This is a genomic window from Brasilonema sennae CENA114, assembly GCF_006968745.1.
Classification (GTDB): Bacteria; Cyanobacteriota; Cyanobacteriia; order Cyanobacteriales; family Nostocaceae; genus Brasilonema; species Brasilonema sennae.
Genome location: NZ_CP030118.1, coordinates 3255965 through 3278618, shown reverse-complemented (window position 1 = coordinate 3278618; position 22654 = coordinate 3255965). Strand labels below are relative to the sequence as shown.

Below are 22654 nucleotides of genomic sequence, written 5' to 3'. Positions count from 1 at the left end.
AATGACTCTCCGTGTACAAGACTTGCTATCTCAAAGCATCTTTCAAAAGTTTAGATAATTTTGATGTAAAAACTTCTAAGTTATATTTTTCCTCACATAAACGTCGAGCTCTGTTTCCCATCTCCCGAGTTTCATCTGGATGTTCCAATAAATAGGATATTGCCTGTTCCCATCCTTTCTCGTCTCCTGGTTCAACAAAAATTCCAATTCCTTCTTTTTCAATATCAATGCAAGGCTCTATAGTTCTCGTCATGACAACTGCTTTTCCCATACCCATTGCATCTAGAAGACTAGTCACTCCAAGCACATTAATATATGATTTAGGCTGGGTTGTATCTAGAGGTATAGCAATTGCATAAGCTTTGGCATGTTCAGTTAATATTTCTCGCCATGATACGTAATCTGTGACAATTTTTACGTTTGACTTCATCTCCGAATTTTTTTTAAAAAAAGGCTCTTCAGGGCTATATATCCTTAAGGGATAACTGATATTTTTGAAACCTTTTATTAGGCTTTTGTAGTCTCTGTATGTTCTACCCGCGCTCAAAATAAAACTATTTTCTTCCTCTTTTATTGTGTCAACTGTGTTCTTCATTTTTATCTTGTCATAACAAGGTAAATCAATGCCCCATTCTAACAAAGAAACTTTATTTTCTGGTACATTGAACTCTTTTATAAGGTGCTCTCTTAGTCCATTACTTAAGCAAAAAAGCCGATCATAGGAAGATAAAATTATTTTTATAAATAATAGACTCCAAATACTTTTTTTAAATGATTGATGTTGTACAGTAACAACTGGTTTTCTTAAAATTTTTATAGCGCGTAAAATTGCGAGGAAGTATGTAGATCCTTGATTTCCCGAGTAAATAATATCGTAATCGTATTTTCCAAAAAGTAATCTAAGTTGCTGATCTAAGTCTCCTAATATTTTTACTTTTTCACTAATCTTTTTTAAAAAATCAAACTTTTCATAAGGCATAAGCTCAACATCAATACCATGTTTCGGTAATGTTGTCGCTCCCCAAAGATGATGACTTGGATACTCATAATTTTCTTCTTTCCACTTTTCCCACTGAGCAGTCATGCTATAGTTATTAAGCAAAATTACCTTCATTATTAATTACTCTCATTAAGCTTATCGATATTTTGACAACCTCTTTACCGAGGCGGTTAGAATCATGAAATGATATTTTCAGACACCCGACTTTGCGAAATCAGCTTTGTGAAATAAATTGAATTGATTGCATAAGGAACATTCGTCAATAATTTTGAGCGTTGTCTTAATGCTTATGCGAGTGCATCCTCATCTAAATATAGATTTCAGACTAATAGTTAAACTAAACGTACTAGCAAACTTTTATAATTTTTCAGCAACCGCTACGAAAACTTGTACTGGGTTTGCGGTCATTCTGTATTCCACTAATGACTTTGTACTCTTGGTAACGGACTCCAGCAAGACCTGCAAGTGTACCTGTTCCTCTACAAATATGTAGTAATGCTTTCACAATTGCGTGTTGTCCTAACACTAAAGAAGGAAGAAGAAGGCAGAATCCTTGACTAATTAATCCGATTCCTTTACAGGCACGTATGCTGAGAACCATAATGGAAGGATATAGTTCTCGCTCGCATAAACTTTGTGTACTCCAACAACGATAACCTCGCCGAAGAATCCATTTCATCTTAGTACGGTTTTGGGGTATCCACTCGTAAACTAAAGCCGTATCTGCCCACACGATCTTGTATCCTGCCCGAGACAAGCGCATGAAAAAGTGCGAATCTTCTCCACCACTCAGAGCAAAACGCTCGTCAAACATTATGTGTATTTGCCTTAAGATCTCAAAGCGGATGAGCACATTATTCGTGAAAGCAACTTTAAGTGGATGACCTGTAGGAAAATGCGTCGGCTCAAAAAACTTTCCTTTGAGAACCCAATTAGGAACGTCTGTCTCTGTAAAATGGGGAAAAACTGGTCCAGTGACGACATCTGCATCCAATTTCTGCTGAACAAATAAAAGCTCATCGAGCCATGATGATGCAGGAACCTCGTCATCATCGATAAAAGCAACAAAGTTAGTATCTTTGTTAATACAAGCAAGAGCTTTATTTCGACTGTTAGAAATGCCACGAGTAGGTTCAATGGAGTATTTCAATACTCCATTGAAATTCTTCTCTTTAACAGAGCAAAGAGCACTAGCAGAACCAGTTGAGTCATTGTCAACAACAATCACCTCTAAATTTGGAGTTTCACACTTACTAAAAGTTAACTGATTGAGACCATCGAGTAAACGTTTTAATCCTTCAGGACGTTGGTATGTTGACACGCACACAGAAATTAACATTTTCTTACCTCAACTAGAAATCTTGTTTACTTGATGCTTCTATCTCAATCCATTCTTCATTGTTTATATAAGAACTTTCATATTTATAGAGCTTCGCTTGTTCCGATTCCACAGCCATTGAAAAAATGATTGATACGTATAATATCCAAAAAATATTGTTAGTTACTACAAGATTACTTTCTGTGATGTTAGACATAAATAAAAATGTCAGATACATTAAAGGAAATAATCCCTCTACCATTTTTGTTAACCGTAACCACATAACTCCTTTTATGCAAGCGGTTATATAGCTGATTGCAAAAACTATTAACCCTAGTATCCCTAATTCTGCCAATAAATCCATAAAACCATTGTGACCATAAGGAGATTCCCATTCCAAAGTGCGCCAAAGGTAGGCTGTCACCTCATTATCCCAGCTTTGCCAAACAGCATTAAAACCGTAGCCTAATAAAGGGCGTTCCCAAATTAGCTCAAGCATTACTCCCCAAATATCTGTGCGTCCTGTGAGTGTCAAATCCTTACCCAATGCAGTCGCGATAAGTGGTAAATTATCTAATAGCAAAGTCGCTGTAGTTCCTACCACAAGAACCACAGTTATAACTAAAGGGACTATTTGATTATAATTACCTCGCAAAGCCTTATATAGTGGCAAAATAATTGTCAAAGTCAGAAGAACAATCAAAGCTGTTTTTGAGGTTGAAAGAATGATTAAAACCACTGATAAAACAAAACCAAGCCACGAAAGCCATTTATATTTCTGTTGAGAAAGCGAGTTGTCAAGACAGAGTAACAGAAAGACTATGGTGCTGACATTCATCAGACGACCCAAGGTGTTTTTGTGCGTTATGACACCTCGCCAAGCTCCCGCGTGAATACCTTTTTCCTGAAAGGTCATTAAACCATAAGATGGGAGTGCTATGGCAAACACAAAGCTTAGTAATATTATTAAGCCGAACATCCAAGCGAGTAATTCTAGTTGCTCCCTCATCGTGTAACGCGTAGCTAAGTATACTCCAAATCCAGTTGTCCCCAAAAAAAGTACACTACGACGTGGCGTAATATCTGGTGCTACTGTCCACAACACGGATGCTAATGCAATTCCTACCAGTAACCAGATCCAAATGTCCCTCTGTGCAACGTACAAAAAACTTTTCCAGTTTTTCATAACCAACAACAGAGTCACGATATAGATTCCCATAAAAAGGATTGGAGTGTATGGATCTTGGCTCGCATCTACAGAATCTTCTTTTTCTATAAGAATAGGTATCAAGGCAGTTGTTGAAAAAAACAGAGTCAATACAACAAATACCTTTTCGGCTAGCCTTGAGAATCTGTGCATGGCTACTCTATTTGCAATAATTTGTTAGCCGTCTCAATAAAATTTGTTGAACAAAAAAAGTGATGCTTAATTTGAACAAAGGTCTTAAATACATTTATCGTATAAAGATTATTTTATTCAACTTTCGTATCATTATGTCCGCATAAGTCATTTTTGATTCAGTCATAACTTTCGACTTTACTTTATCTTTATTGAAAAAAACCTTTTTATAAATTTTATGTAAAGGAGAGCATAATATATACGTAGGAGGGTATGTTAGAGGATACTGAAACTAGCAAAAATCTGATATGATTTATTCTTAAAGTTCAGGGAGTACTCTGCGCAAAGATAACTAACGGGTGCAGAGTCTGTAACCGCATCGCCTTGTTGGATGTTAGCCGTACCATACTCACGCTAGAATTAGTTGTTGCAAATGCAACACCATTGCAAATACTTATTGCGTTTGTGTTTCTGGCAAGTTGGCTAGAATTCAGTATCTAAAAAGATAGATTGACAAAATCGTGTATCTAATATATTGAAATGGGAAAACCAATGCCAACTAAGGAACAAAGCTTGCAGTACTTGAGAAATTCCAATACTGTCTTGAAAGAACCGTATTTATTATGGAGAAGACCAGAAGGTGAACAAGAAAATACGGGTTCAAATCAAATTTTCCCTGTATTGCGTCGTCGCTTAGGTTTGATTGCTAGTACGACAGTGATTTTGACGACAGTGGCTATTGCGTGGACAGCAACTCGAACTCCAAAATATGAAGGGAAGTTTCAGATATTAGTTGAACCATTAAAAAGTGCTGATAGTGAGTTACTGGTTTTACTATCGGAAACTTTAAAGCAAAATATCAACGAAATCACCAAACAGAATAAAACCGAAATGGATTATCAGGCTTTAATGGAGGTTTTGAAAAGTCCAAAGCTGATAGATCCAGTAGTGAAAGACTTGAAAACGCGCTATCCAGACATTACCTACGATCAACTTGTTGCGAGTGATGCGTCGGGTAAAGTGTCTCCTGAACGAGTTGGCACGTTACATATTAGTCGGATTGGTAAAGGCAAAGACCTATCAAGAGTCGTGGAGGTTCGGTATCGAGAATCCAGCCCACAAAAAGTCCAGTATGTTTTAGAGGAGGTATCACAAGCATATCAAAACTATAGTAAAGAACAACAGCAGACGAACTTACGTCAGGGAATAAAATTTGTTGAACAGCAGATTCCCAAAAGACATCTCCGGGTGAATACACTTCAAGGACAAATGCAAGTGTTCCAAAAGAAGTATAATATGCTCAACCCGGAACTTCAGGGGCAACAATTGCTCAACAGAGCTGATGAACTAAAAACACAGCGCATAGAAACCGAAAGAAGCTTAGCTGAGACTCGCTCACTTTCTGCTTCTTTGCAAAAGCAGTTGCAAATGTCAGAGAATAGTGCGATCGCCTCATCAGCATTGAGTGAATCACCTCAATATCAGCAAGTCCTGACTCGTCTGCAAGAGGTAGAAACAAAAATTGCTGCAGAGTCAACCCGCCTCACTGACAACAACCCAGTCATGCGGAGTTTGCGCGAACAGCAACGCAAACTCTTACCTTTAGTACAGCAAGAAGCAAAACAGGCATTAGGTAGAAATCAGGGGAGGGAGAACTCCCAAGTAGGAGTTTATCAAAACTCGGTTCGGCGTGACCTGATCAAACAACTAGCTGATAGCGCTAACCAAATTCAGGCGTTAGAAAGTAGCCTCCAAGCTAATAAAGAAGCAACAGTGCAGCTGAATCAACAAATTCAGGAATATCCTGCCCTTTCACGTCAGTACGCCAATTTGCAAAGGGATTTGCAAGTTTCTACCGACACCCTCAACCAGATTTTAGCTAAGCGAGAAGCACTGCGGGTAGATGCTGCTCAACAGGATATTCCTTGGGAAGTGATTACGCCTCCCACACTCCCTCGTGATAAAAAAGGGCATCTTATACCAGTTGGACTCAATGGTGAGCGTAACATTGCCTTAGGAGTTGTTGGAGGTTTACTCTTGGGAAGTCTGGCTGCTTTGGTTCTGGAGAATTTGCAAAATGTCTTTCGCGATCCTGAAGAAATCAAACGTACAACTAAACTACCAGTTTTTGCAGTCGTTCCTTTCCACAAAGAATTAAGACACCCGACTACTGTCAGAGATCAAGAACTAGCTTATGCAAATCAAAAAGGAAAACATCAATTTGTACCACAGATAAAAGCAAAGACTCACGAGTATCAAACAACTGCTTTTAGCGAAGCTTTCTGCTCTCTTTTTAACAGAATAAATTCTCTCAAATCACAAGCTTCTATCCACTCAATAGTCGTCACATCAGCTACAAGTGGCGATGGCAAATCTACAGTAGCAGTCAATTTAGCAAAGATAGCAGCTCAAGCAGGTCAAAAAGTGCTATTAGTAGATGCTAATTTACGTCATCCTCAAGTTCATCATGCATTAGGTTTAGTTAACATCAAAGGACTTAGCGAGATACTTTTTCTAGGTATAGATTTAAATGATGTTGTTGGACAAGCACCCAGAGAAGAAAATCTTTTTGTAATCACAGCTGGTGATGCACCACAAAATCCCACAAAGCTATTTTCCTCTCAAAGAATGGAAAATTTCGTGAAGGAAGCCCATGCAAACTATGATTTAATTGTGTATGACGCACCACATATTATGGGACTTTTAGACACAAGCATCTTAGCAAATCGTGTTGATGGAGTTTTAATGGTTGTAGGACTAGGTAAAACAGTTCGTCCTTCTTTACACCAAGCCCTGGAAGAATTAAAAACTGGTCAGGTTCCAGTTTTGGGTATAGTAGCTGATACCATTGAACGGTAGCTAGTAATAGACAGTGATATTTTCGTCACTCGTTAGTTGTCCCAAAGATAGTAATGAGATCAATTCATCCTGTAATAAACATTATTAAGAAAAAATTCTCCGGTCAATTCATCCGAAATGTTGGCTGGTTGAGTATTTCAGAGATTATCTACAGAGTCTTGCGCTTGGGATTAGTTGTGATCATTGCTCGATATTTAAATCGCCATGACTATGGTTTGGGTGCGATTATCATGACAGTACGTGAGTTTTCACTCACGTTTGCTGACATCGGTATAAGTGCAAAAATTATTCAGGCTGAAGAAGAAGAACTAGAGGATTTGTGTAACTCTGCATACTGGTTAAGTTGGGTCGTTTTTTTTAGTCTTTTTGTTATTCAGTCTATTGCAGCTTTTCCCATAGCTTGGTTTTATAAAAGTCCAAATCTGATTTTGCCAATCATTGTCTCAGGTATAGCTTATTTAATTTGGCCTTTATCTACAATACAAAAAACTCTGATACAAAGAGAAAATCGTCTGAAAGTAATAGCAATTGCGAATAGTGCTCAAAACTTTACTGGAAGTATACTGACTGCAATTTTTGCTGTCTTAGGTATGGGTGTATGGTCGTTGGTGTTGCCTTCAATATTAATTTCGCCTCTTGAACCCTTAATATACTACAGAGCACAGTCTTGGCGTGTCAACACAGGATTTACCACCAAAAGTTGGAGTCAGATTTTTAAGTTTGGTAAAAATATTTTAGGGGTCTCCTTGTTAAGAACACTAAGAAATAACTTAGATTATCTGTTAGTTGGTCGGTTTGTTGTAAAGCAGGGAGTCCCTGAATATGGAATTCAGGAATTAGGGTTATACTTCTTTGGTTTTAACGCCGGATTAGGAATAAGTTTAAGTATTATTAATGCTATTAACTCAGCAATTTTACCTCATTTATGTGCAGTTCGCTCAGAATTGTCTGAATTGAAAAAATCCTATTTTAGTAGTCTGAAAACTATTCGCGCTACTATTATCCCTTTTGTGATACTCCAATCTAGTTTAGCTCATATTTATGTACCAATTGTTTTTGGTAAGAAATGGGTGCCTGCTATCCCCATTGTTATTCTCATTTGCCTATCGGCAATTCCACGACCTTTTGCAGACGCTGCATCCCAATTGCTTATAGCTGTTGGTAAACCTCATTTAGATTTATATTGGAATATCATATTCACTTTCCTATTTAGCATAACAATCCTGATAGGAGTGAACTTACAATTTCTTGGTGTAGATACATCTGTGTTATCAGTTCATCTAGGAGAGCACTGGCAAATAATTGTTGTAGCAATATCCGTTTTATTAGTTCATATTGTGTTTTTACCTTTGTTTACATTGTGGGCAACAAATTATGTTTTCCCAAAAACTAAGAAAATTTAGGGGCTTCTATGAAAAAAGTTTCTGTGATCATTCCAGTTTACAAAGTTGAGAAATATGTAGCAGCAACAATACAATCAGTTCTTGAGCAAACCTATACAAATTTTGAGTTGCTCATTATTGACGATGGTTCCCCAGATAGAAGCATAGAAATTTGCCAGCAATTTACAGACAATAGAATCAAAATAATCCGTCAGCAAAACCGGGGAGTGGCGGCGGCTCGAAATGTTGGTATTCGTCATGCTCAAGGGGAATATTTGGCTTTTTTAGATGCAGATGACTTATGGGTTCCAGAAAAGTTAGAAAAACATGTTGAACATTTAAAGAAGTCACCAGCAGTGGGGGTGAGTTTTTGTCGTTCTTCTTTAATCGATGAAGCAGGGAAGCCTTTGGGTATTTATCAGATAACCAAGCTCAAGGAAATTACTCCACTTGATATACTTTGTCGGACTCCCATTGGAAATGGATCAGTACCCGTGATTCGGCGTCAGGTTTTTGAAGATATCGCATTCCAAGATAATCTTTATGGAGTGGTAGAAAACTTTTATTTTGATGATGATCGCCAACTGCATCCTTCAGAAGATGTGGAACTTTGGCTGCGGATAGCGATGAAAACGAAATGGCTGATAGAAGGAATACCAGAAGCCTTGACGCTTTACCGAATAAATTCCCAGGGATTTTCGGCTCAACTGGTGAAAAAGTTAAGTTCTTGGGAAACAATGCTGGAAAAAGCACGCGCCTACGTACCTGCAGGATCTATGCCTGAGTTGGAAAAAATCGCGATGGCTTACCAACTACGCCATTTAGCCCGAAGAGCAGTCACTTTAGAAGCTGGTTCAACAGCTGTGGAGTTTGCCATGCGATCGCTATCTACCCACTGGCGAATTATACTAGAAGAACCACACCGTACAATTATCACTCTCGCAGCAGCTTATTTTCTCTGGCTAATGCCACGCAAGCTGTACCATCAAGTACAGTCTGTTGCTTTAAAAATTGCCGGGGCTAGTCAAAAACGACGCATTCAACAAGAAGAATTCGGAAAAAAACCTTATAGCGTTGTCCTAAAGGATGTCTGATTACCGAACCACCCGCCAAAGATTAATAGTCCCGTCAGTGCAACCACTCACAAGGGTGTTATTATCGGGACTAAAGGCCACGGAAGTAACTTCTTTAGAATGTCCCCGGAGGGTAAGAATTTCTCTTTTCGTTGCCACATCCCACAGTTTGATGGTATGGTCACTACTACCACTTGCCAGGGTTTTGCCATCTGAAGTAAAAGCCACAGAATTAACTGAGAAAGAATGTCCCTTAAAGGTGTAGATTTCCTGTCCGGTTCCTAAATCCCATAGTTTGATAGTGTCGTCAGCACTGCTACTGGCAAGAATTCCTCCAAGTCGTCCTCCCAAACTCCGCAAGTCAGAACGAATAGGACTAATAGCCACAGATCTAATTGGTTGAGAATGTCCTTTTAAAGTTCTGATCAGCTGTTTATTTTTTAAATTCCATAGTTTGATAGTATTGTCTTCACTGCCACTGGCAAGAATTTGTCCATCCGGACTAAAGGCAACAGATTTCACTGCAGCAGAATGTTCTTTTAGGGTAGCAATTTCCCTTCCCGATGGCAGATCCCATAGTTTGATGCTACCGTCAAAACTGCCACTTGCAAGCATTTTGCTATCCGGACTAATGGCAACGGATTCAACCGAACTCGAATGTCCATAAAGGGTATAAATTTGTTGTCCAGTGAAGAGATTCCATAGTTTAATTGTTTTGTCACCATTGCCACTAGCTACAGTACGACCATCCGGACTGGTAGCGACGGAATAAACTGAACCAGCATTGCCCTCAAGTGTGAAAATTTCCTTTCTAGTTGACAAATTCCACAGTTTGAGTGTTGTGTCAAAACTGCCGCTGGCAACAATCCCCCCCAGTCCCCCCTTATAAAGCGGGGAGTCAGGGGGAATCGAACTAACAGCAACAGAAGTCACCACATTGGAATGCCCATTGAGGGTTTTCATCAAGAAATTGTTTTGCGCTATCAGATTTAGGATCTCGAAATTGTTTATGTAACAAAATCCCCCAAATCCTAACAACACAATACCAGCACCTGCTAAAAGTCTGTTTTTCAGTCTAGGTGGCTGTGGGGATGGTGGCCGAGGTTCCAAGTCTTTGAGGACTTCATCCGCAGACTGATAACGCTCATTAATGTCTTTTTTGAGAAGCTTATCGAAAACTTTAGCTAAATCTGCACTTATCGAACATTTCAAATATAGCTGCCAAGAAGTAACCCAGCTATAGCCATTTTCTGCCCAAAGAGTACCTGGTGAAACACCAGACATTAAATGAAAACACGTAGCCCCTAAGCTAAACAAATCGCTTGCAGGATGAGCTTCACCATCCTGCAATTGTTCGAGAGGACTATAGCCGCGTGTACCAATAGTCGTCCCCGGTTTAGTCCGTACTGTTGCGCTTAGTTGCTTTGAGGCACCAAAATCAATGAGTACTAACTTGCCATCACTTTGACGGCGCATAATATTTTGTGGCTTAATATCGCGGTGAATCACCCCACGCTCATGAATAAACTTGAGAACAGGCAGCAAATCGAGTAAACCTTGGCGAATTTTTGCTTCATGATATATTCCCTGTTGTCGCAAGTCTTTGAGCAAAGTTTGCCCATCAATAAACTCTTGGACTAAATACAGATAGTTATCTTCCTCAAAGTAAGCCAATAAGGTAGGAATCTGCGAATTTTTTCCGAGTTCTTGCAATCGCTGCGCCTCTTGTTGGAATGACTCAATCGCCTTCTTCAAAGCCCACGTCCCCTGGACTTTTGGTGCTAGTTGCTTGACGACACAGCGTTCATTGAGCTTATCTATGTCTTTTGCCAAGTAGGTTCTACCAAACCCACCTTCATCTGAAAGCACCTGAGTTATGCGATAGTGACCTCTCAAAAGCGGTATGAGTAGCGCACCACAACTCTGGCAATGGATTATCTGTTCAGGATTTTGAGGTTGCGGGCAATCGGGGTTGAGGCAGCAGAGCATCGTCTGGCAAGCTTGACTGTGCTGCCATCTATCATATTACATCTTAAATTTTTCAGAGTGAAAATTCTCAAAGCGATCACGCTAAGCCCCAACCAAGCGTCCCTTGCGCGTGTCCGGAGGACTCAGCGACTTTGCCCCAAATCTCCGATTTGCCCAGAGGGGTTTCCTTCAAAAAACCCCTCTGGGCAAAGAAGAACCATCGCTGTGAACAATTTCTCCAACAACTCGCTTCTGGAGTTTAGACCAGTCAGCAGTGCGAAACAACAGAACAAATCAGTGAAAAAATTATGAAACTTATATGAAACTAAACTAGTTTGCCAAAATGAGCGATTAAATTTTCCTACTTTGCAGTAGACGCTTTCAGACAAAAGCGCCCACTACAAACTTATCAAACTACGCTCCCGGAAATTGGTTTTTAAAACCTTCCAAAGAAGCCCAACGCCTGTCAACACGCTTATCAGATTTGCTCTGGGCGGTTGGTTGAATGCCTAAACAATTGGCATCACACAACTGTTGCTGAGGCAATTCCAAGCATATTTGCTCATACAGCCATGTACCAGGGTCAAAATACCCTTGGGGTGATAAAGTTTCTACTAAATCATCAAAAGCGATTTCGCGTTCTAGCGGTAGATCATCAACGTTTGCAGCTTCATCTAGCCAAATGATTTCCTTTGTATCAATAGTTAAACGATGATTGTAGTTTTGTAAGCATCGACTACAGGTACAAGTGATGATTGTTTCTGCTTGAGAACGTATTTCTAAGTAATTCCCACAATGCTGGACGCGGATGCGACCTTTAACTGGTGTCAGAGTTTCTAAACCAGCTAGAAACTCTTTAACTTGAACTTCCTCTGTTGCTTGCGGCGCTTTTGTAAGCTGCGGAATAAAAATTGCGTCCATAGCACTTGTCAGACATCCTTTCTGCATAGCCCCATCTTACGACAAGCGCGGAGTTATATTTCCTTGACCACGTCTATTGGTGAGAAGGGCGTCTACTTTTTCAAATCTTGGGGTTGGTTTTTACGTCTTGTACAGGCACGGTTATTATATCATTTTGGCAGCAATTAAAATTTCCGTGTCCTATTTATTCTCCGGTCGTGCATACACCAGACGACTTTGAGGCGGCGGTGGGGGGACTTTAGGCAATAAGGTAGGCAAAGCGATCTGCGCGGAGCGCAGCAGCGTTTGCGCAGCGCCCCCTAAGGGGCTAGCTATCGCGCCAAGAGCCAAGACTTGGGGATTCAAATAGATAATAAATTTAGTATCTGCCTTTCCTCATCTTTCAAACTTTCGAGTTTCTCATATCTTAATATCCTTTGATACTCTAATCTTTTTTCATACTGTTGAATGAGTTTATATATTATTTTTTCAATTCCCAGATAAATTAACATACCAGGAGCAGCAATCAAACCCAAAATCCGAGTTAGATTCTCTCCTGCCTCACCAAAAAATATCTTCACAATACCTATAAGTAACCCAACAGGAACCATCATGGTTAGCGTCCACGGTAGCAGAAGAAGAGAAATTAGATAGAGGCATAATATTTTAGAAAAATTATTAATCTTATCGGCGATATTCTTAGCTGCCTCCATTTTTATCTTTGCTTTTTTTATTTCTGTATCAAGAGGTGATAATTGACTTGGGATTATTCTTTCGTAACGACAAACTACTTCATCTCTAAGTTGATTTAACTTATTTTTTAAATAAGTCGAATATTGCTCAAGCAAACTCAATTGTGTATAGTTTTGATAAGTGATACGACTTGGCAATTGAATTTCAATTAAGTCGTCTTTTAAAGCTAAATATCCATAAACTCTATAATTTATAGATTTTATTAACGTTAAATTGTTTTGAATTGTCTCATGATGGTTTTGACATTTTTCTAATTGAGAATAAAACGTCAACACTTGTTTATGAACAGAAGAGGCTATTGATAACTTTTCTGCCAATAGATTTTTATAATCTTCAAATAAGATAAGTCCGTGTTCATGATCAACACTAATATCAGGCAGTTGACCAAGTTGTACTTCATCAAATACTTTTTCATAAATTTCTGTACTGATTGATTGAATTTTTTTCAAACATTTATCAATCTCCACATGAATACTTTTTCGGAAATTTTCACAGGAAAGTTTAGCTGCAGCAAATTGACTTTTTCTCTTACTCATTTCGTCTAAAACTAGCAACTTCATCTGAGAAAGTTCACCCAGTACTTTGTTTCGCTTCAGTTGTTTTTCTAAAAAATCTATATTTTCGGACAATATTTCTAATTTTTTATAGGTAGTTTTACGAGTAATATTGTATGTTTCTATTTCCATCAAAGCTTCTGTTGAATGGAAAATTTGTAGTTGTTCATCTCGGATTTTATCTAAACAAGTGTTTTCCAAAGTCAGGATTTTTCGAGCCGCAAGTAAGCGAGTTGTTTTATTATTACTTTCCAAACAGTGAAATTGAGTCTCCATTAAAACTTGCAAATCACTGTCACTACTAAATTCAGTCAATTGATAAGTTGACAAAACTTGGGCAATGCCTTCAAATACCTCATTTTCATCAATATCTGAAGCCTTTTCTCCACAATCTTCAGCTTTTTTTAGTGCCAAGTTCACCTGATTTAATCCCCTCAAACTAAGAGCATTCATTACCTCCCAACAAACTGAAAATTTATTGAGACGCTGAATCTTTTGAGAGTCATGTGAATCTTGCCATCCTCTTTCTTTTTTAGACTCCCATTCCTTCTTTAATGTCCAAAACTCATAATCTAGAGTCAATTCCTTGAGTTTGTACCAATATCCATAAATCCAGAAACGTAAAAACTCATCATAATCATGACTTTCTATAAGATTTTGGTCAGCAAATCTTTTAATCTTAAACTGCATTATCTTCTGGGCAATACTTCCGGGTTCCTCTGAAAGATGTTGAGATACTACGGTGAGATCAAATCCTAATTTATCAATCGTTGTCGCCGCAGCCCAGCGAATCAAGTCTGTCGAACCAGAACGCGCCTGTTCACTCAGCATGATCAGCAAATCATCACTTTGCTTCAACCGCAGCTTCACATCAGCATCAGTAATCTTCCCAAAAGCCTGTAACGTAAGTGCCAATATAGGCTCTAGTTTTATTTTTTGCAGTATCTCTACAAATGCTACTATAGGTGCCTCAGGGTGAGTTGCCAAACACTCAAATAGATCAATCTCTTCCCCTGGATTCTTGCAAGCGTTGAAAGCCTCGAAGATTTCCGCTGCACTGTTGAGAATTTTGCAGTTCATACTGTCAGTAATATGCTAAATTTTACACAACTCATATATTATTATCATCGTACTAACAACATGAGTTCAGTATAAATACTGTTTATTTTATGGCAGTAAATAGAACTTTACAATACGATAGTAACGAGGGGATTAGCACCCGCATCTTTTGTCTATGCTGAGGAATTCTACTGTTTAAACTACGTTGCTTCCAGCTATATTAATTAGCTACATACACTACACGTCGCAATAGTCCTGTGCTTTGCAAAGCGCTAATTAACTCAGGTATCTCCAGTAGTTTGCAACCCAGATATAATTCCGATTTTTCTTGGATATTGAATGACCCCCAAGACGAACGCTAGCCATGCAGACGGGTTTCCCGCCGCAGGTGACAAGCGTTCTAAGCTGGCTCACTTTTGACGATCGCAACAGCGCTACTAGATCTGCTCAATTCTGATATCACAGTCTTGCCCCACACTGATGATGCTATTCTCAGGGCATGAAATCCAATTTCCTGCAAACATTGGTTCTGACGCAATGATTACAGATTTAGGGAAATTTGGATCATCAGCTATCGTGTACAGCGAAGGAGCAGGTGATTTTGTGCTAAAGCGCGAAGCAATGAGGCGATGTCCGTCACTGATGACTACATTAGCTGAAATATTGGTTTGATAATTTTGCGCTAACTGTTGAAGCTCAAGCAACGTTACATGTAAAGCCTGCTCTAGGCTTTTACCAGGGTTAGCTTCCCAGTGGTTTAGCAGCAAAGCAAAAATATGTTCTGAATCTGTCGTTCCTTCTATCCATTGGTAAATTTTATCGCTTAACACCTTGCGTATAGGTCTGTAGAGTGTCTGCCGAAAGTTGTCAATTGCACCATTATGAATGAAAAGCAGACGCTGGTAGTCACAGGGTTGACAGTTACTTATATCCAGTACTTGACCAGATGTAACGCTGCGAACATAAGCTAGCACACACTCTGACTCAACGTAACGACTGAGGTTTGGCAGATTAATTTCATTCCGAATCGGCAGTGTACTTTTGTAAGTAAATGGTTCAGTTTCTTTTTGAGAATCATACCAACCAACACCAAAGCCATCAACATTCACCTCCTCAGATAGCATTTCACGGGGTTGATCGCTTTGAACGATAAGCGAGTGTTCAGGCTTGTACAACAGAGTTTCCAAAGAAACAGGTGAACCGAGGTAACCAAGTAATCGGCACATAATTAGGATATTTGCTTGTGTAGAACAGATTAAGTTTTTATAGTGAGAATCTCCGGAATGGTAGATGAATTTCTGCTATAATCTCACTCTTAGTTTTCAGACTGCAAAAATTGTATTCCCCACTACTTCAGTTTACATAAATTAACATTAACTTGCACTCATACTTTGGTGTCACAGTCAAGGAGTGGACAGTATGAAGATTGAATTGACCGACTACCGAACACCCAGATTGACAAAAAACGAAACGCTAAGGAACGTTTCGTTTTTTGTTTGAGCATAGATTAAGTCAGCGATCGCTCATTTTCTAGGGACTGAGAAAAAGTACGGAACGAAAGAATGAGCAGGACAGCGTGAAGAACCTATCAAGTTCTAAACCAAGGTATTCTTTCAAGAGTAATATGACGTCGCATATCTCAAACCCTGATGAAAACTAGATTTATCGATTTTCCTAACTCTCAAAAAAAATCGGCGAACCTTTGATTACTTCAAACTCCAAGCAGCAAATGCTAAAGCGCCCCAACCTGCAAGAAACGCCGCTCCTCCCAGTGGGGCGATCGCTCCTAAAGATTTAACACCGCTTAAGCTCAAAGCATATAAGCTCCCTGAAAAGATGACGATACCAATGATGAACAGCCATCCGCTTGCGATCATAGTAGCTGGAGGTGACTCGATGCGACTGAGGAGTAGTGCCACCACTAGCAGTGCTAAGGCATGATACATCTGATAACGAGCGCCGACTTCAAAAATTTCTAGGGAGCGATCACTGATTTTCTCACGCAATGCATGGGAACCAAATGCACCTGCTGCAACTGATAAACCAGCTAAGATTGCTGCTAAACTCAAAAAAATTCGTGCCATGAGTTACACTCTTGAGCCAATTTGTTCTTTAAACATCAAAATGGTAAGAGACTCCCCCTTCTTCGTTTACTTTAAAATTAGCATTAAATACTTTAGCTTGATCGTCTAAATATTGCTTTGCAGTTGCTGGTGGCAATTGTAACTGCATTGCAAAGCTCACAAGAGTAATACGCCCATTATTTTCTTGAATCATACGATAGAAGGTGGATTGCAGCTGGTCAGTTGTCTGTTCCTTAATCGCCTTCCTCTCATCCCGACTTTTACGATATACGCCCAATGCTAACCATACTCCTAACACTGAGGTAGGAACGCCGAAAATTAGACCATTCAAAGCAGTATTATCAAGTACATTAACGGCATCCTGATTACGAAAATCATTAAGAGCGATAACCTGTCTTAGACTTGGTTCGATACGCCTGTCCATAGCATTTTTCTGCATTACAGCAGAGGCTGATAGCGACAAAAACATGAATCCGAGTGTCAGTAGCCAACCCGCAGCCAATTTTTCAGCAGTCTTCATAGTTGTTATCTTTCTGATTCAAACCTTGTTTGTGATTCTAACGTCACTTTTTAGAAGCTTCCAGTCATTAGGAAACGTTGACTGTTCCTGGGGGCGATTCGCAATCTCGAACATATCCTACTTATGCATGAGGCTATTGAGGCCACATTTATTAGTAGAATCAAACTGTTTAAGTTTTATCACACAGTGCCAAGCTGTGAGAAGTGCTTAGTACGGGTACGTTTTTCCAAAGCTACCCCATAAGCTCTAAACTAAAATACCCTTAAGAGAGGATTGACACGATGACATTTGAACTTCCCCCACTACCATACGATTACGACGCTCTGTCTCCATTGATTTCAAGTGACACACTAAAGTTCCATCACGACAAGCATCACAAGACTTACGTTGATAACCTCAACAAACTTGTTCAAGATACAGAACTTGCCAACAAGTCATTGGAAGATATCATTTTGGCAACTGCCAATGATTCATCGAAAACTGGTATCTTCAACAATGCGGCTCAAGTGTGGAATCACACCTTCTACTGGAACGGCTTGAAAAAAGGCTCTGGTACACCCACTGGGGAACTCGCTGAAAAAATCAATGCCAGCTTTGGTAGCTTAGATGAATTCAAAAAACAATTCAAAGAAGCTGGTGCAACCCAGTTTGGCAGTGGTTACGCTTGGCTGGTGGTGGATAAGGGTGAACTGAAGGTTGTGAAAACACCAAACGCTGCAAACCCGATGACAAACGGTCAAACTCCCTTGTTAACCGCTGATGTTTGGGAACACGCCTACTATCTGGATTACCAAAATCGTCGTCCGGATTACCTGGAAACTTTCCTAAAGGAGCTGATTAACTGGGACTTTGTAGCCGAACAGTACGCCAAAGCAGGTAAATAACCTGGCAAAACTCGTCTGCCGATAACTTTGTGTTGCATAGTGTCAACAACCACCTAGGGTTTAAAACCCTAGGCTAATAGCTCAAGTCCTCTCAAGAAGACTAAATTCTTTAGATCACTTGGTTTTAAGTCTACTTGAGTAGACTTAAACTATGAGCCAGGAAACACGCTTCCTGGCTGTCTTTAATAAAACTTAATCCAAAATTTACCCAAAATTTACCCAAAATTTACAAGTTTAAAAGGCATATGGATAGTACTGAACTAGCGCAATACATGGAAGCAACTGATAGTATCACCAAACCTTGGCTATTGGTGCAATTGCGACTTAAGAAACTTCAAGAACGTCGAGCAACACTTTCAGACAGTGAGTATCTTCATCAGTTAGCAGACATTCACCAAGATTTGATGAACTTGGGGCAATGGTGGCGTGGTATAGAAGATCAGGTATTTTGAAGTTATCAGTCATTGGTAAATAATTTTGGACTCATTTTGGACGATTGACTGTAAACTTTAGCTACTTGAAGTGATCGCGATGTTTTAACTGATGGATTACAAAGATGCAGGAGTGGACGTTGAGGCTGGGCGAGAGTTTGTAAATCAAATTCGTAATTTGGTTCACAGCACTTTTAGACCAGAAGTTATTGGTGGACTGGGTGGCTTTAGTGGCTGCTTTCAACTACCAAGTGGTTATAAGGAACCTGTTTTGGTTTCTGGAACTGATGGTGTAGGTACTAAGTTAAAAATCGCTCATGCTCTCAAGTGTCACAACAGCGTTGGGATTGATTTGGTAGCCATGTGCGTCAACGATGTGCTGACATCTGGCGCAGAACCGCTATTCTTTTTAGATTATCTGGCAACAGGTCAGTTAGAGAAAGAGCAGCTGACTCAAGTGGTTGCAGGTGTCGCCTCTGGGTGTCAGCAGGCGGGTTGCGCTTTGCTGGGAGGAGAAACTGCAGAAATGCCCGGTTTTTATCAAGCGGGTGAGTATGACTTGGCTGGGTTTTGTGTGGGAATTGTCGAAAGAAGCCAAATGCTGGACGGTTCCCAAGTACAAGTGGGAGATGTGGCGATCGCACTCCCTAGCGCTGGTGTACATAGCAATGGCTTTAGTTTAGTCAGGAAAATTGTCAGCGAAAAAGGATTTTCCTGGAGTGATAGTTTAGAAATATTTGCTGGTAAAACATTAGGAGAAGTTTTCCTCTCACCCACGCGTATTTACGTTAAACCTGTACTGAGCGCACGTCAAGCAGGGTTAGAAATTCACGGTATGGCTCACATCACGGGTGGAGGTTTACCAGAAAACTTGCCCCGTTGTTTGGGTAAAAATCAAGCTGTGCAAATAAACTCTCAAAGCTGGTGTATTCCACCTGTGTTTCAGTGGTTGGCAGAAACTGGTTCTGTTAGTCCCCAAGCAATGTATAACACTTTCAACATGGGGGTGGGATTTGTATTAATAGTACCTCCCCATCAAGCAGAGCAAGTCATAACGTATATGAAGTTACAAAACGTTACAGCTTTTACAATTGGTAAAGTCATTACTGGCTCCGGTGAATTAATTGGATTACCAATATAGGTGACAAGATTTATACAATATAAAATCTTTATTTTTTGTCTGAAAATATGTTGATTTGTCCTATTTTTAAGATTTTCTTAATCTCTGCTGTTGTTAGTAAATGTTGATTAAACGGAGATTTGAGGCAATATTTCTGACTTTGGCTTATAGAACAAATCAAAAATACACATGACCGCTAGCTTTTAAATTTGCTAACGTAGTTTTAACATATTGAAAAATTTTGCCAATGATGCCCAGAAAGTCGCAACCAACACTTAATAACGGTGCTGGTCCAGTCTGGGCTGTTGGTGTCGTTTGTTTTTGTGTCTAAAATCAATTACGTATTTTGGAAAAGAGGGGGTTATGACTGTCAAAATCGTTGAGAAGTTTACTTCAAGAGAAGAATTAAAGCAAGTCTTCCAGACCATTGATGCAAAAAGTTGCCCAACCTATTTTAACTTTCATATGCATACTGTCCACTCCGATGGCAGGTTGCAACCGGTCGCATTGATGGAACAAGCGATCGCCATTGGTTTAAAAGGTCTTGCAATTACCGATCATCATGGTATAGGCGGCTACCAGGTAGCTCAAAGCTGGTTAGAAAACTGGAGGTGGAACAACCCTGGTGCAAACGCTCCCATTCTGTGGACTGGCGTAGAAATTAATGCCAACCTTTTAAATATTGAAGTTCATATTTTGGGTTATGCTTTTGAGCCAGAACACCCCAGCATAAAACCTTACATTCAAAGAAGAGTTACCACAGGGCAAGACTATCAAGCAGCTAACGTGATTTCTGCAATTCAAAATGCAGGCGGGTTAGCAGTACTCGCTCATCCAGTTCGTTACAGGCGATCGCACTTTGAATTAATTCCTGCTGCTGCAGAAGCCGGGATTGATGGTGTTGAAACTTTTTACGCCTACAACAACCCCAACCCTTGGAAACCAAGTGCTAGAGAATCGATGCAGGTGCAACAATTGGCTGATGAATATAGTCTTTTGAACACTTGTGGAACTGATACTCACGGTTTAAACTTGCTACAGCGGTTGTAAGCGGATGTCTATTTTTCTCAGAATACTCCTGGTTCAACAAGCCAGGGGGAAACAATTCAAAATTCAAAGCTATGTCCTCCGGACACGCTACGCGAACGACTTCGCTCAGCTTTGACGTCGAGCGGTTTACATTGAGCGAAGTCGAAATGAGCCGAGACGTCAAAATTCAAAATTCATGGTTGCTGAGCGCAGTCGAAGCAAAATTCAAAATCAAGAAAACCACTCCTAGCAAGTCGTCTTACTCCTAACTCTATGTAAATTAAATGGGTGATAACTCATCTTCAATTGTGGATTCTACATGGTAAAACTTACATTAGAGTTCTGCTAAATTACTGCTGAAATTGGGATAATAACCAAGCGCCAACCTTACTATGATTCATTTCACGAGTACGGCGAAAAGCATCTTGCAAAAGAGAAATTGCTAACCCAGGTAAAACTTGAGATTGAGAAATTTTACGGCTACCACCATTTTCTACAGCAAAAGCAAGAACTTGAACGTTTTTTACATCTATAATCCAGTATTCACCTACCCCTAATTCCTCATATAACAGACGTTTGTCTCCTTTATCATCAGCAAGAGAAGTGTTTGCAACTTCAATGACTAAATCTGGGGCTGGATAGTTATCAAGGTGAATAATGGAAGTACCCCAAGGGATGACGTCTGCATTTTTGCCAATGTAAAAAGACGCATCAGGTTGTGCATCGTCATAGCCTGTTTTCCGGTAGGTGCAATTATCGTTTCCATTCAAATCAATATCTTTGATGCTGGCAAACAAATGTACGGCATAGATAACAATCGAGTGATCTCGTGAATGGTCATTACCTACTGGTGGCATTTCAATCCTCATTTTACCATTGTAGTAGTAGCCTTTGGCTTTTTCATATCCTGGATTTTCAATGATTTGAAGATATTCATTCCAAGTTGCTGGTACCCACGTGTCAGTTGGTAATTTTATTTGTAGGTTACTCATCAAAAAGTTGAGGATAATTACGTTCTTTTTTTATTATGCCTTATACTATCTTCTCAGCTTAGTTCAATATTCCTTCTCAGTACTTACTTTTATTTATTTTTGTCTTTCAAGTAATGGTATAGGTTAGCAACAGTTAAATCAGGTATTTCTTGCCAATTTGAGGCAACCAATCCTTTATAGCCAGTTGCTGTTGCTTTCTGAGTTATATAATCTTCGTAATCTCTGCGCGAATCTGGCTTAATCATAAATTGAAGCTGATTATGTAGAGATGTATAATGAGATTTTTGCTTTAAAGTCTCATATAGTAATAACTCTTTTGGTTCGGTAACAATAGCGGAATCTTGATTATCTTGATAAAGATTAGTAGATGGAAGATCTGAATTTGCGAAAAAATCCTGTTCATGTAGAGATACAGTTTGTATCCAATCAACGTGGTTTTGCCAGGATTCCAACAAAACTAAATCATGCTTGCAAATCCTAGTAATTTCTGGAAATAAAAAATCTAGCTCTTCCTCAGATTCACACCGTTCAATAACAGAAACGCAATCTTGACGGATTTTATCTTGAAGTTGGATCAGGCGATCGCTTACAGCAGCAAACTGGTTCTGCAACTGGTATGTTAAGACGATCGCCTGATCAATCAACCAAGCACATTCCACTCGACGAAGATGCCCAGCCGCAGAAGTTTCTGATAACAAGTGTGGATTGTTATAATCTGCTAAAGCATTTGTTAAAATATGACGTGCAGTTGCTAAGTCAGTGTTTCTGATACTTAGCTCTGTATACAAAGCAGTTTTAATTAGCTTTAGCGCTGCCTGAAACTTTCCGTATGCTTGAATCAAGACTAAACGATGCTGCCTAAAGTTAATATCTTGAGCCACTTGCTCAATTCGTTTGATAATTTCTGCCCCCTGATCTGTTAGGGCTTTTTTCAAGTCAAAAAATCCATCCTTAACTTCGACTCGAAGTTGTTTGATGTCTTCTCTGAGTTTCAATGTTTGATAAAGGTTTACTGCTGATAAGGCTACACCTGCTACAGTTCCTACACCAATCAAAGCTGTAGTTGCTTGTAGAACACCAACATTCTTCTGGAGAGTATTTAAACATAACTGAATTGTATCTAGTTTTTCATAGGTTTTTTGAAAACCTTTATGGACTTGAATCATTTGTACACTGTCAAATATCATCTGTGGTACAGCCAGAAATGGCTGCGTGATCACACCAACAGCATGACCAACAATTTTACCTGTTTCCGTATCTCTAACCATACTCAGTGGAATCCCTGAGGATGATACTACCTGTTTTAGCGTACCATTGGCAAGACCAATCATGTGCTGTGGGCGAAATACAAAAATCATAATATTTATTCCGTTAATGTTTCAAAGAATA

18 protein-coding genes are annotated in these 22654 nt (G+C 39.5%); 7 read left to right on the top strand and 11 right to left on the bottom strand.

The genetic code is table 11. The features are described from left to right. Positions 1 to 25: 25 nt before the first annotated feature. From DP114_RS13930 to DP114_RS13920, 3 genes are all read right to left on the bottom strand, one after another. On the bottom strand, positions 26 to 1114 hold the full coding sequence (locus DP114_RS13930) for a glycosyltransferase (protein WP_171976363.1): 1089 nt from the start codon (positions 1112 to 1114) through the stop codon (positions 26 to 28). A gap of 253 nt (positions 1115 to 1367) precedes the next feature. Continuing rightward, a complete protein-coding gene (locus DP114_RS13925; protein ID WP_169266241.1) occupies positions 1368 to 2339 on the bottom strand; it encodes a glycosyltransferase family 2 protein in 972 nt (323 codons plus the stop codon). Positions 2340 to 2352: 13 nt separating this feature from the next. After that, positions 2353 to 3678, bottom strand: a complete 1326-nt coding sequence (locus DP114_RS13920; protein ID WP_171976362.1) for an O-antigen ligase family protein — start codon at positions 3676 to 3678, stop codon at positions 2353 to 2355. A gap of 531 nt (positions 3679 to 4209) precedes the next feature. Here DP114_RS13920 and DP114_RS13915 point away from each other — a divergent pair. Genes DP114_RS13915 through DP114_RS13905 form a run of 3 tightly spaced genes read left to right on the top strand, consistent with a single transcriptional unit; the run spans position 4210 to position 8992 of the window. Next, complete coding sequence (locus DP114_RS13915) at positions 4210 to 6516, top strand: GumC family protein (protein ID WP_171976361.1); 2307 nt, start codon at positions 4210 to 4212, stop codon at positions 6514 to 6516. 53 nt (positions 6517 to 6569) lie between these two features. Next, positions 6570 to 7919: a lipopolysaccharide biosynthesis protein gene (locus DP114_RS13910; protein WP_171976360.1), complete on the top strand. Its 1350-nt coding sequence runs from the start codon at positions 6570 to 6572 to the stop codon at positions 7917 to 7919. A gap of 8 nt (positions 7920 to 7927) precedes the next feature. Further along, positions 7928 to 8992, top strand: a complete 1065-nt coding sequence (locus DP114_RS13905) for a glycosyltransferase family 2 protein (RefSeq protein WP_171976359.1) — start codon at positions 7928 to 7930, stop codon at positions 8990 to 8992. Here the strand turns inward: DP114_RS13905 and DP114_RS13900 are convergent, their stop codons facing one another. The 6 genes from DP114_RS13900 to DP114_RS13875 all read right to left on the bottom strand — a co-directional run bounded on the left by DP114_RS13900 (position 8993) and on the right by DP114_RS13875 (position 16809). Continuing rightward, entirely contained in the window at positions 8993 to 10960 is a 1968-nt protein-coding gene (locus tag DP114_RS13900) for a serine/threonine-protein kinase (protein ID WP_171976358.1), read from the bottom strand. Positions 10961 to 11353: 393 nt separating this feature from the next. Further along, positions 11354 to 11860, bottom strand: coding sequence for a YceD family protein (locus DP114_RS13895; protein ID WP_171976357.1), 507 nt, complete (start codon positions 11858 to 11860; stop codon positions 11354 to 11356). A 341-nt stretch (positions 11861 to 12201) separates the two neighbouring features. Further along, complete coding sequence (locus DP114_RS13890; RefSeq protein ID WP_171976356.1) at positions 12202 to 14226, bottom strand: hypothetical protein; 2025 nt, start codon at positions 14224 to 14226, stop codon at positions 12202 to 12204. Positions 14227 to 14642: 416 nt separating this feature from the next. Beyond that, positions 14643 to 15431: an ergothioneine biosynthesis protein EgtC gene (gene egtC / locus DP114_RS13885; RefSeq protein WP_169266233.1), complete on the bottom strand. Its 789-nt coding sequence runs from the start codon at positions 15429 to 15431 to the stop codon at positions 14643 to 14645. Between the two features lie 480 nt (positions 15432 to 15911). Continuing rightward, positions 15912 to 16289, bottom strand: coding sequence for a DUF423 domain-containing protein (locus DP114_RS13880; protein ID WP_171976355.1), 378 nt, complete (start codon positions 16287 to 16289; stop codon positions 15912 to 15914). A gap of 28 nt (positions 16290 to 16317) precedes the next feature. Beyond that, positions 16318 to 16809 (bottom strand): hypothetical protein, encoded by a 492-nt coding sequence (locus DP114_RS13875; protein ID WP_169266231.1) that lies wholly within the window; start codon positions 16807 to 16809, stop codon positions 16318 to 16320. Between the two features lie 281 nt (positions 16810 to 17090). Here DP114_RS13875 and DP114_RS13870 point away from each other — a divergent pair, with 281 nt between their 5' ends. The 4 genes from DP114_RS13870 (at position 17091) to DP114_RS13855 (ending at position 20294) form a co-directional block, all read left to right on the top strand. Then, the gene (locus DP114_RS13870) at positions 17091 to 17693 is read left to right on the top strand and encodes a superoxide dismutase (protein ID WP_171976354.1); all 603 of its coding nucleotides are present in this window, start codon (positions 17091 to 17093) and stop codon (positions 17691 to 17693) included. A 245-nt stretch (positions 17694 to 17938) separates the two neighbouring features. After that, a complete protein-coding gene (locus DP114_RS13865) occupies positions 17939 to 18145 on the top strand; it encodes a hypothetical protein (protein ID WP_169266229.1) in 207 nt (68 codons plus the stop codon). Between the two features lie 91 nt (positions 18146 to 18236). After that, on the top strand, positions 18237 to 19265 hold the full coding sequence (purM, locus tag DP114_RS13860) for a phosphoribosylformylglycinamidine cyclo-ligase (RefSeq protein ID WP_171976353.1): 1029 nt from the start codon (positions 18237 to 18239) through the stop codon (positions 19263 to 19265). Positions 19266 to 19607: 342 nt separating this feature from the next. Beyond that, positions 19608 to 20294 (top strand): PHP domain-containing protein, encoded by a 687-nt coding sequence (locus DP114_RS13855; protein WP_169266226.1) that lies wholly within the window; start codon positions 19608 to 19610, stop codon positions 20292 to 20294. Positions 20295 to 20623: 329 nt separating this feature from the next. On the opposite strand, the gene DP114_RS13850 is transcribed toward DP114_RS13855, so the two are convergent. Next, positions 20624 to 21265, bottom strand: coding sequence for a Uma2 family endonuclease (locus DP114_RS13850; protein WP_169266225.1), 642 nt, complete (start codon positions 21263 to 21265; stop codon positions 20624 to 20626). Positions 21266 to 21354: 89 nt separating this feature from the next. Then, positions 21355 to 22623, bottom strand: coding sequence for a hypothetical protein (locus DP114_RS13845; RefSeq protein ID WP_169266224.1), 1269 nt, complete (start codon positions 22621 to 22623; stop codon positions 21355 to 21357). Between the last annotated feature and the right edge of the window lie 31 nt (positions 22624 to 22654).

What these genes read in the sequence shown, in the direction of transcription:
- DP114_RS13930 (WP_171976363.1), bottom strand. Translation starts at nt 1,114, where the DNA reads ATGAAGGTAATTTTGCTTAATAACTATAGCATGACTGCTCAGTGGGAA.
- DP114_RS13925 (WP_169266241.1), bottom strand. Translation starts at nt 2,339, where the DNA reads ATGTTAATTTCTGTGTGCGTGTCAACATACCAACGTCCTGAAGGATTA.
- DP114_RS13920 (WP_171976362.1), bottom strand. Translation starts at nt 3,678, where the DNA reads ATGCACAGATTCTCAAGGCTAGCCGAAAAGGTATTTGTTGTATTGACT.
- DP114_RS13915 (WP_171976361.1), top strand. Translation starts at nt 4,210, where the DNA reads ATGCCAACTAAGGAACAAAGCTTGCAGTACTTGAGAAATTCCAATACT.
- DP114_RS13910 (WP_171976360.1), top strand. Translation starts at nt 6,570, where the DNA reads ATGAGATCAATTCATCCTGTAATAAACATTATTAAGAAAAAATTCTCC.
- DP114_RS13905 (WP_171976359.1), top strand. Translation starts at nt 7,928, where the DNA reads ATGAAAAAAGTTTCTGTGATCATTCCAGTTTACAAAGTTGAGAAATAT.
- DP114_RS13900 (WP_171976358.1), bottom strand. Translation starts at nt 10,960, where the DNA reads ATGCTCTGCTGCCTCAACCCCGATTGCCCGCAACCTCAAAATCCTGAA.
- DP114_RS13895 (WP_171976357.1), bottom strand. Translation starts at nt 11,860, where the DNA reads ATGGACGCAATTTTTATTCCGCAGCTTACAAAAGCGCCGCAAGCAACA.
- DP114_RS13890 (WP_171976356.1), bottom strand. Translation starts at nt 14,226, where the DNA reads ATGAACTGCAAAATTCTCAACAGTGCAGCGGAAATCTTCGAGGCTTTC.
- egtC (WP_169266233.1), bottom strand. Translation starts at nt 15,431, where the DNA reads ATGTGCCGATTACTTGGTTACCTCGGTTCACCTGTTTCTTTGGAAACT.
- DP114_RS13880 (WP_171976355.1), bottom strand. Translation starts at nt 16,289, where the DNA reads ATGGCACGAATTTTTTTGAGTTTAGCAGCAATCTTAGCTGGTTTATCA.
- DP114_RS13875 (WP_169266231.1), bottom strand. Translation starts at nt 16,809, where the DNA reads ATGAAGACTGCTGAAAAATTGGCTGCGGGTTGGCTACTGACACTCGGA.
- DP114_RS13870 (WP_171976354.1), top strand. Translation starts at nt 17,091, where the DNA reads ATGACATTTGAACTTCCCCCACTACCATACGATTACGACGCTCTGTCT.
- DP114_RS13865 (WP_169266229.1), top strand. Translation starts at nt 17,939, where the DNA reads ATGGATAGTACTGAACTAGCGCAATACATGGAAGCAACTGATAGTATC.
- purM (WP_171976353.1), top strand. Translation starts at nt 18,237, where the DNA reads ATGGATTACAAAGATGCAGGAGTGGACGTTGAGGCTGGGCGAGAGTTT.
- DP114_RS13855 (WP_169266226.1), top strand. Translation starts at nt 19,608, where the DNA reads ATGACTGTCAAAATCGTTGAGAAGTTTACTTCAAGAGAAGAATTAAAG.
- DP114_RS13850 (WP_169266225.1), bottom strand. Translation starts at nt 21,265, where the DNA reads ATGAGTAACCTACAAATAAAATTACCAACTGACACGTGGGTACCAGCA.
- DP114_RS13845 (WP_169266224.1), bottom strand. Translation starts at nt 22,623, where the DNA reads ATGATTTTTGTATTTCGCCCACAGCACATGATTGGTCTTGCCAATGGT.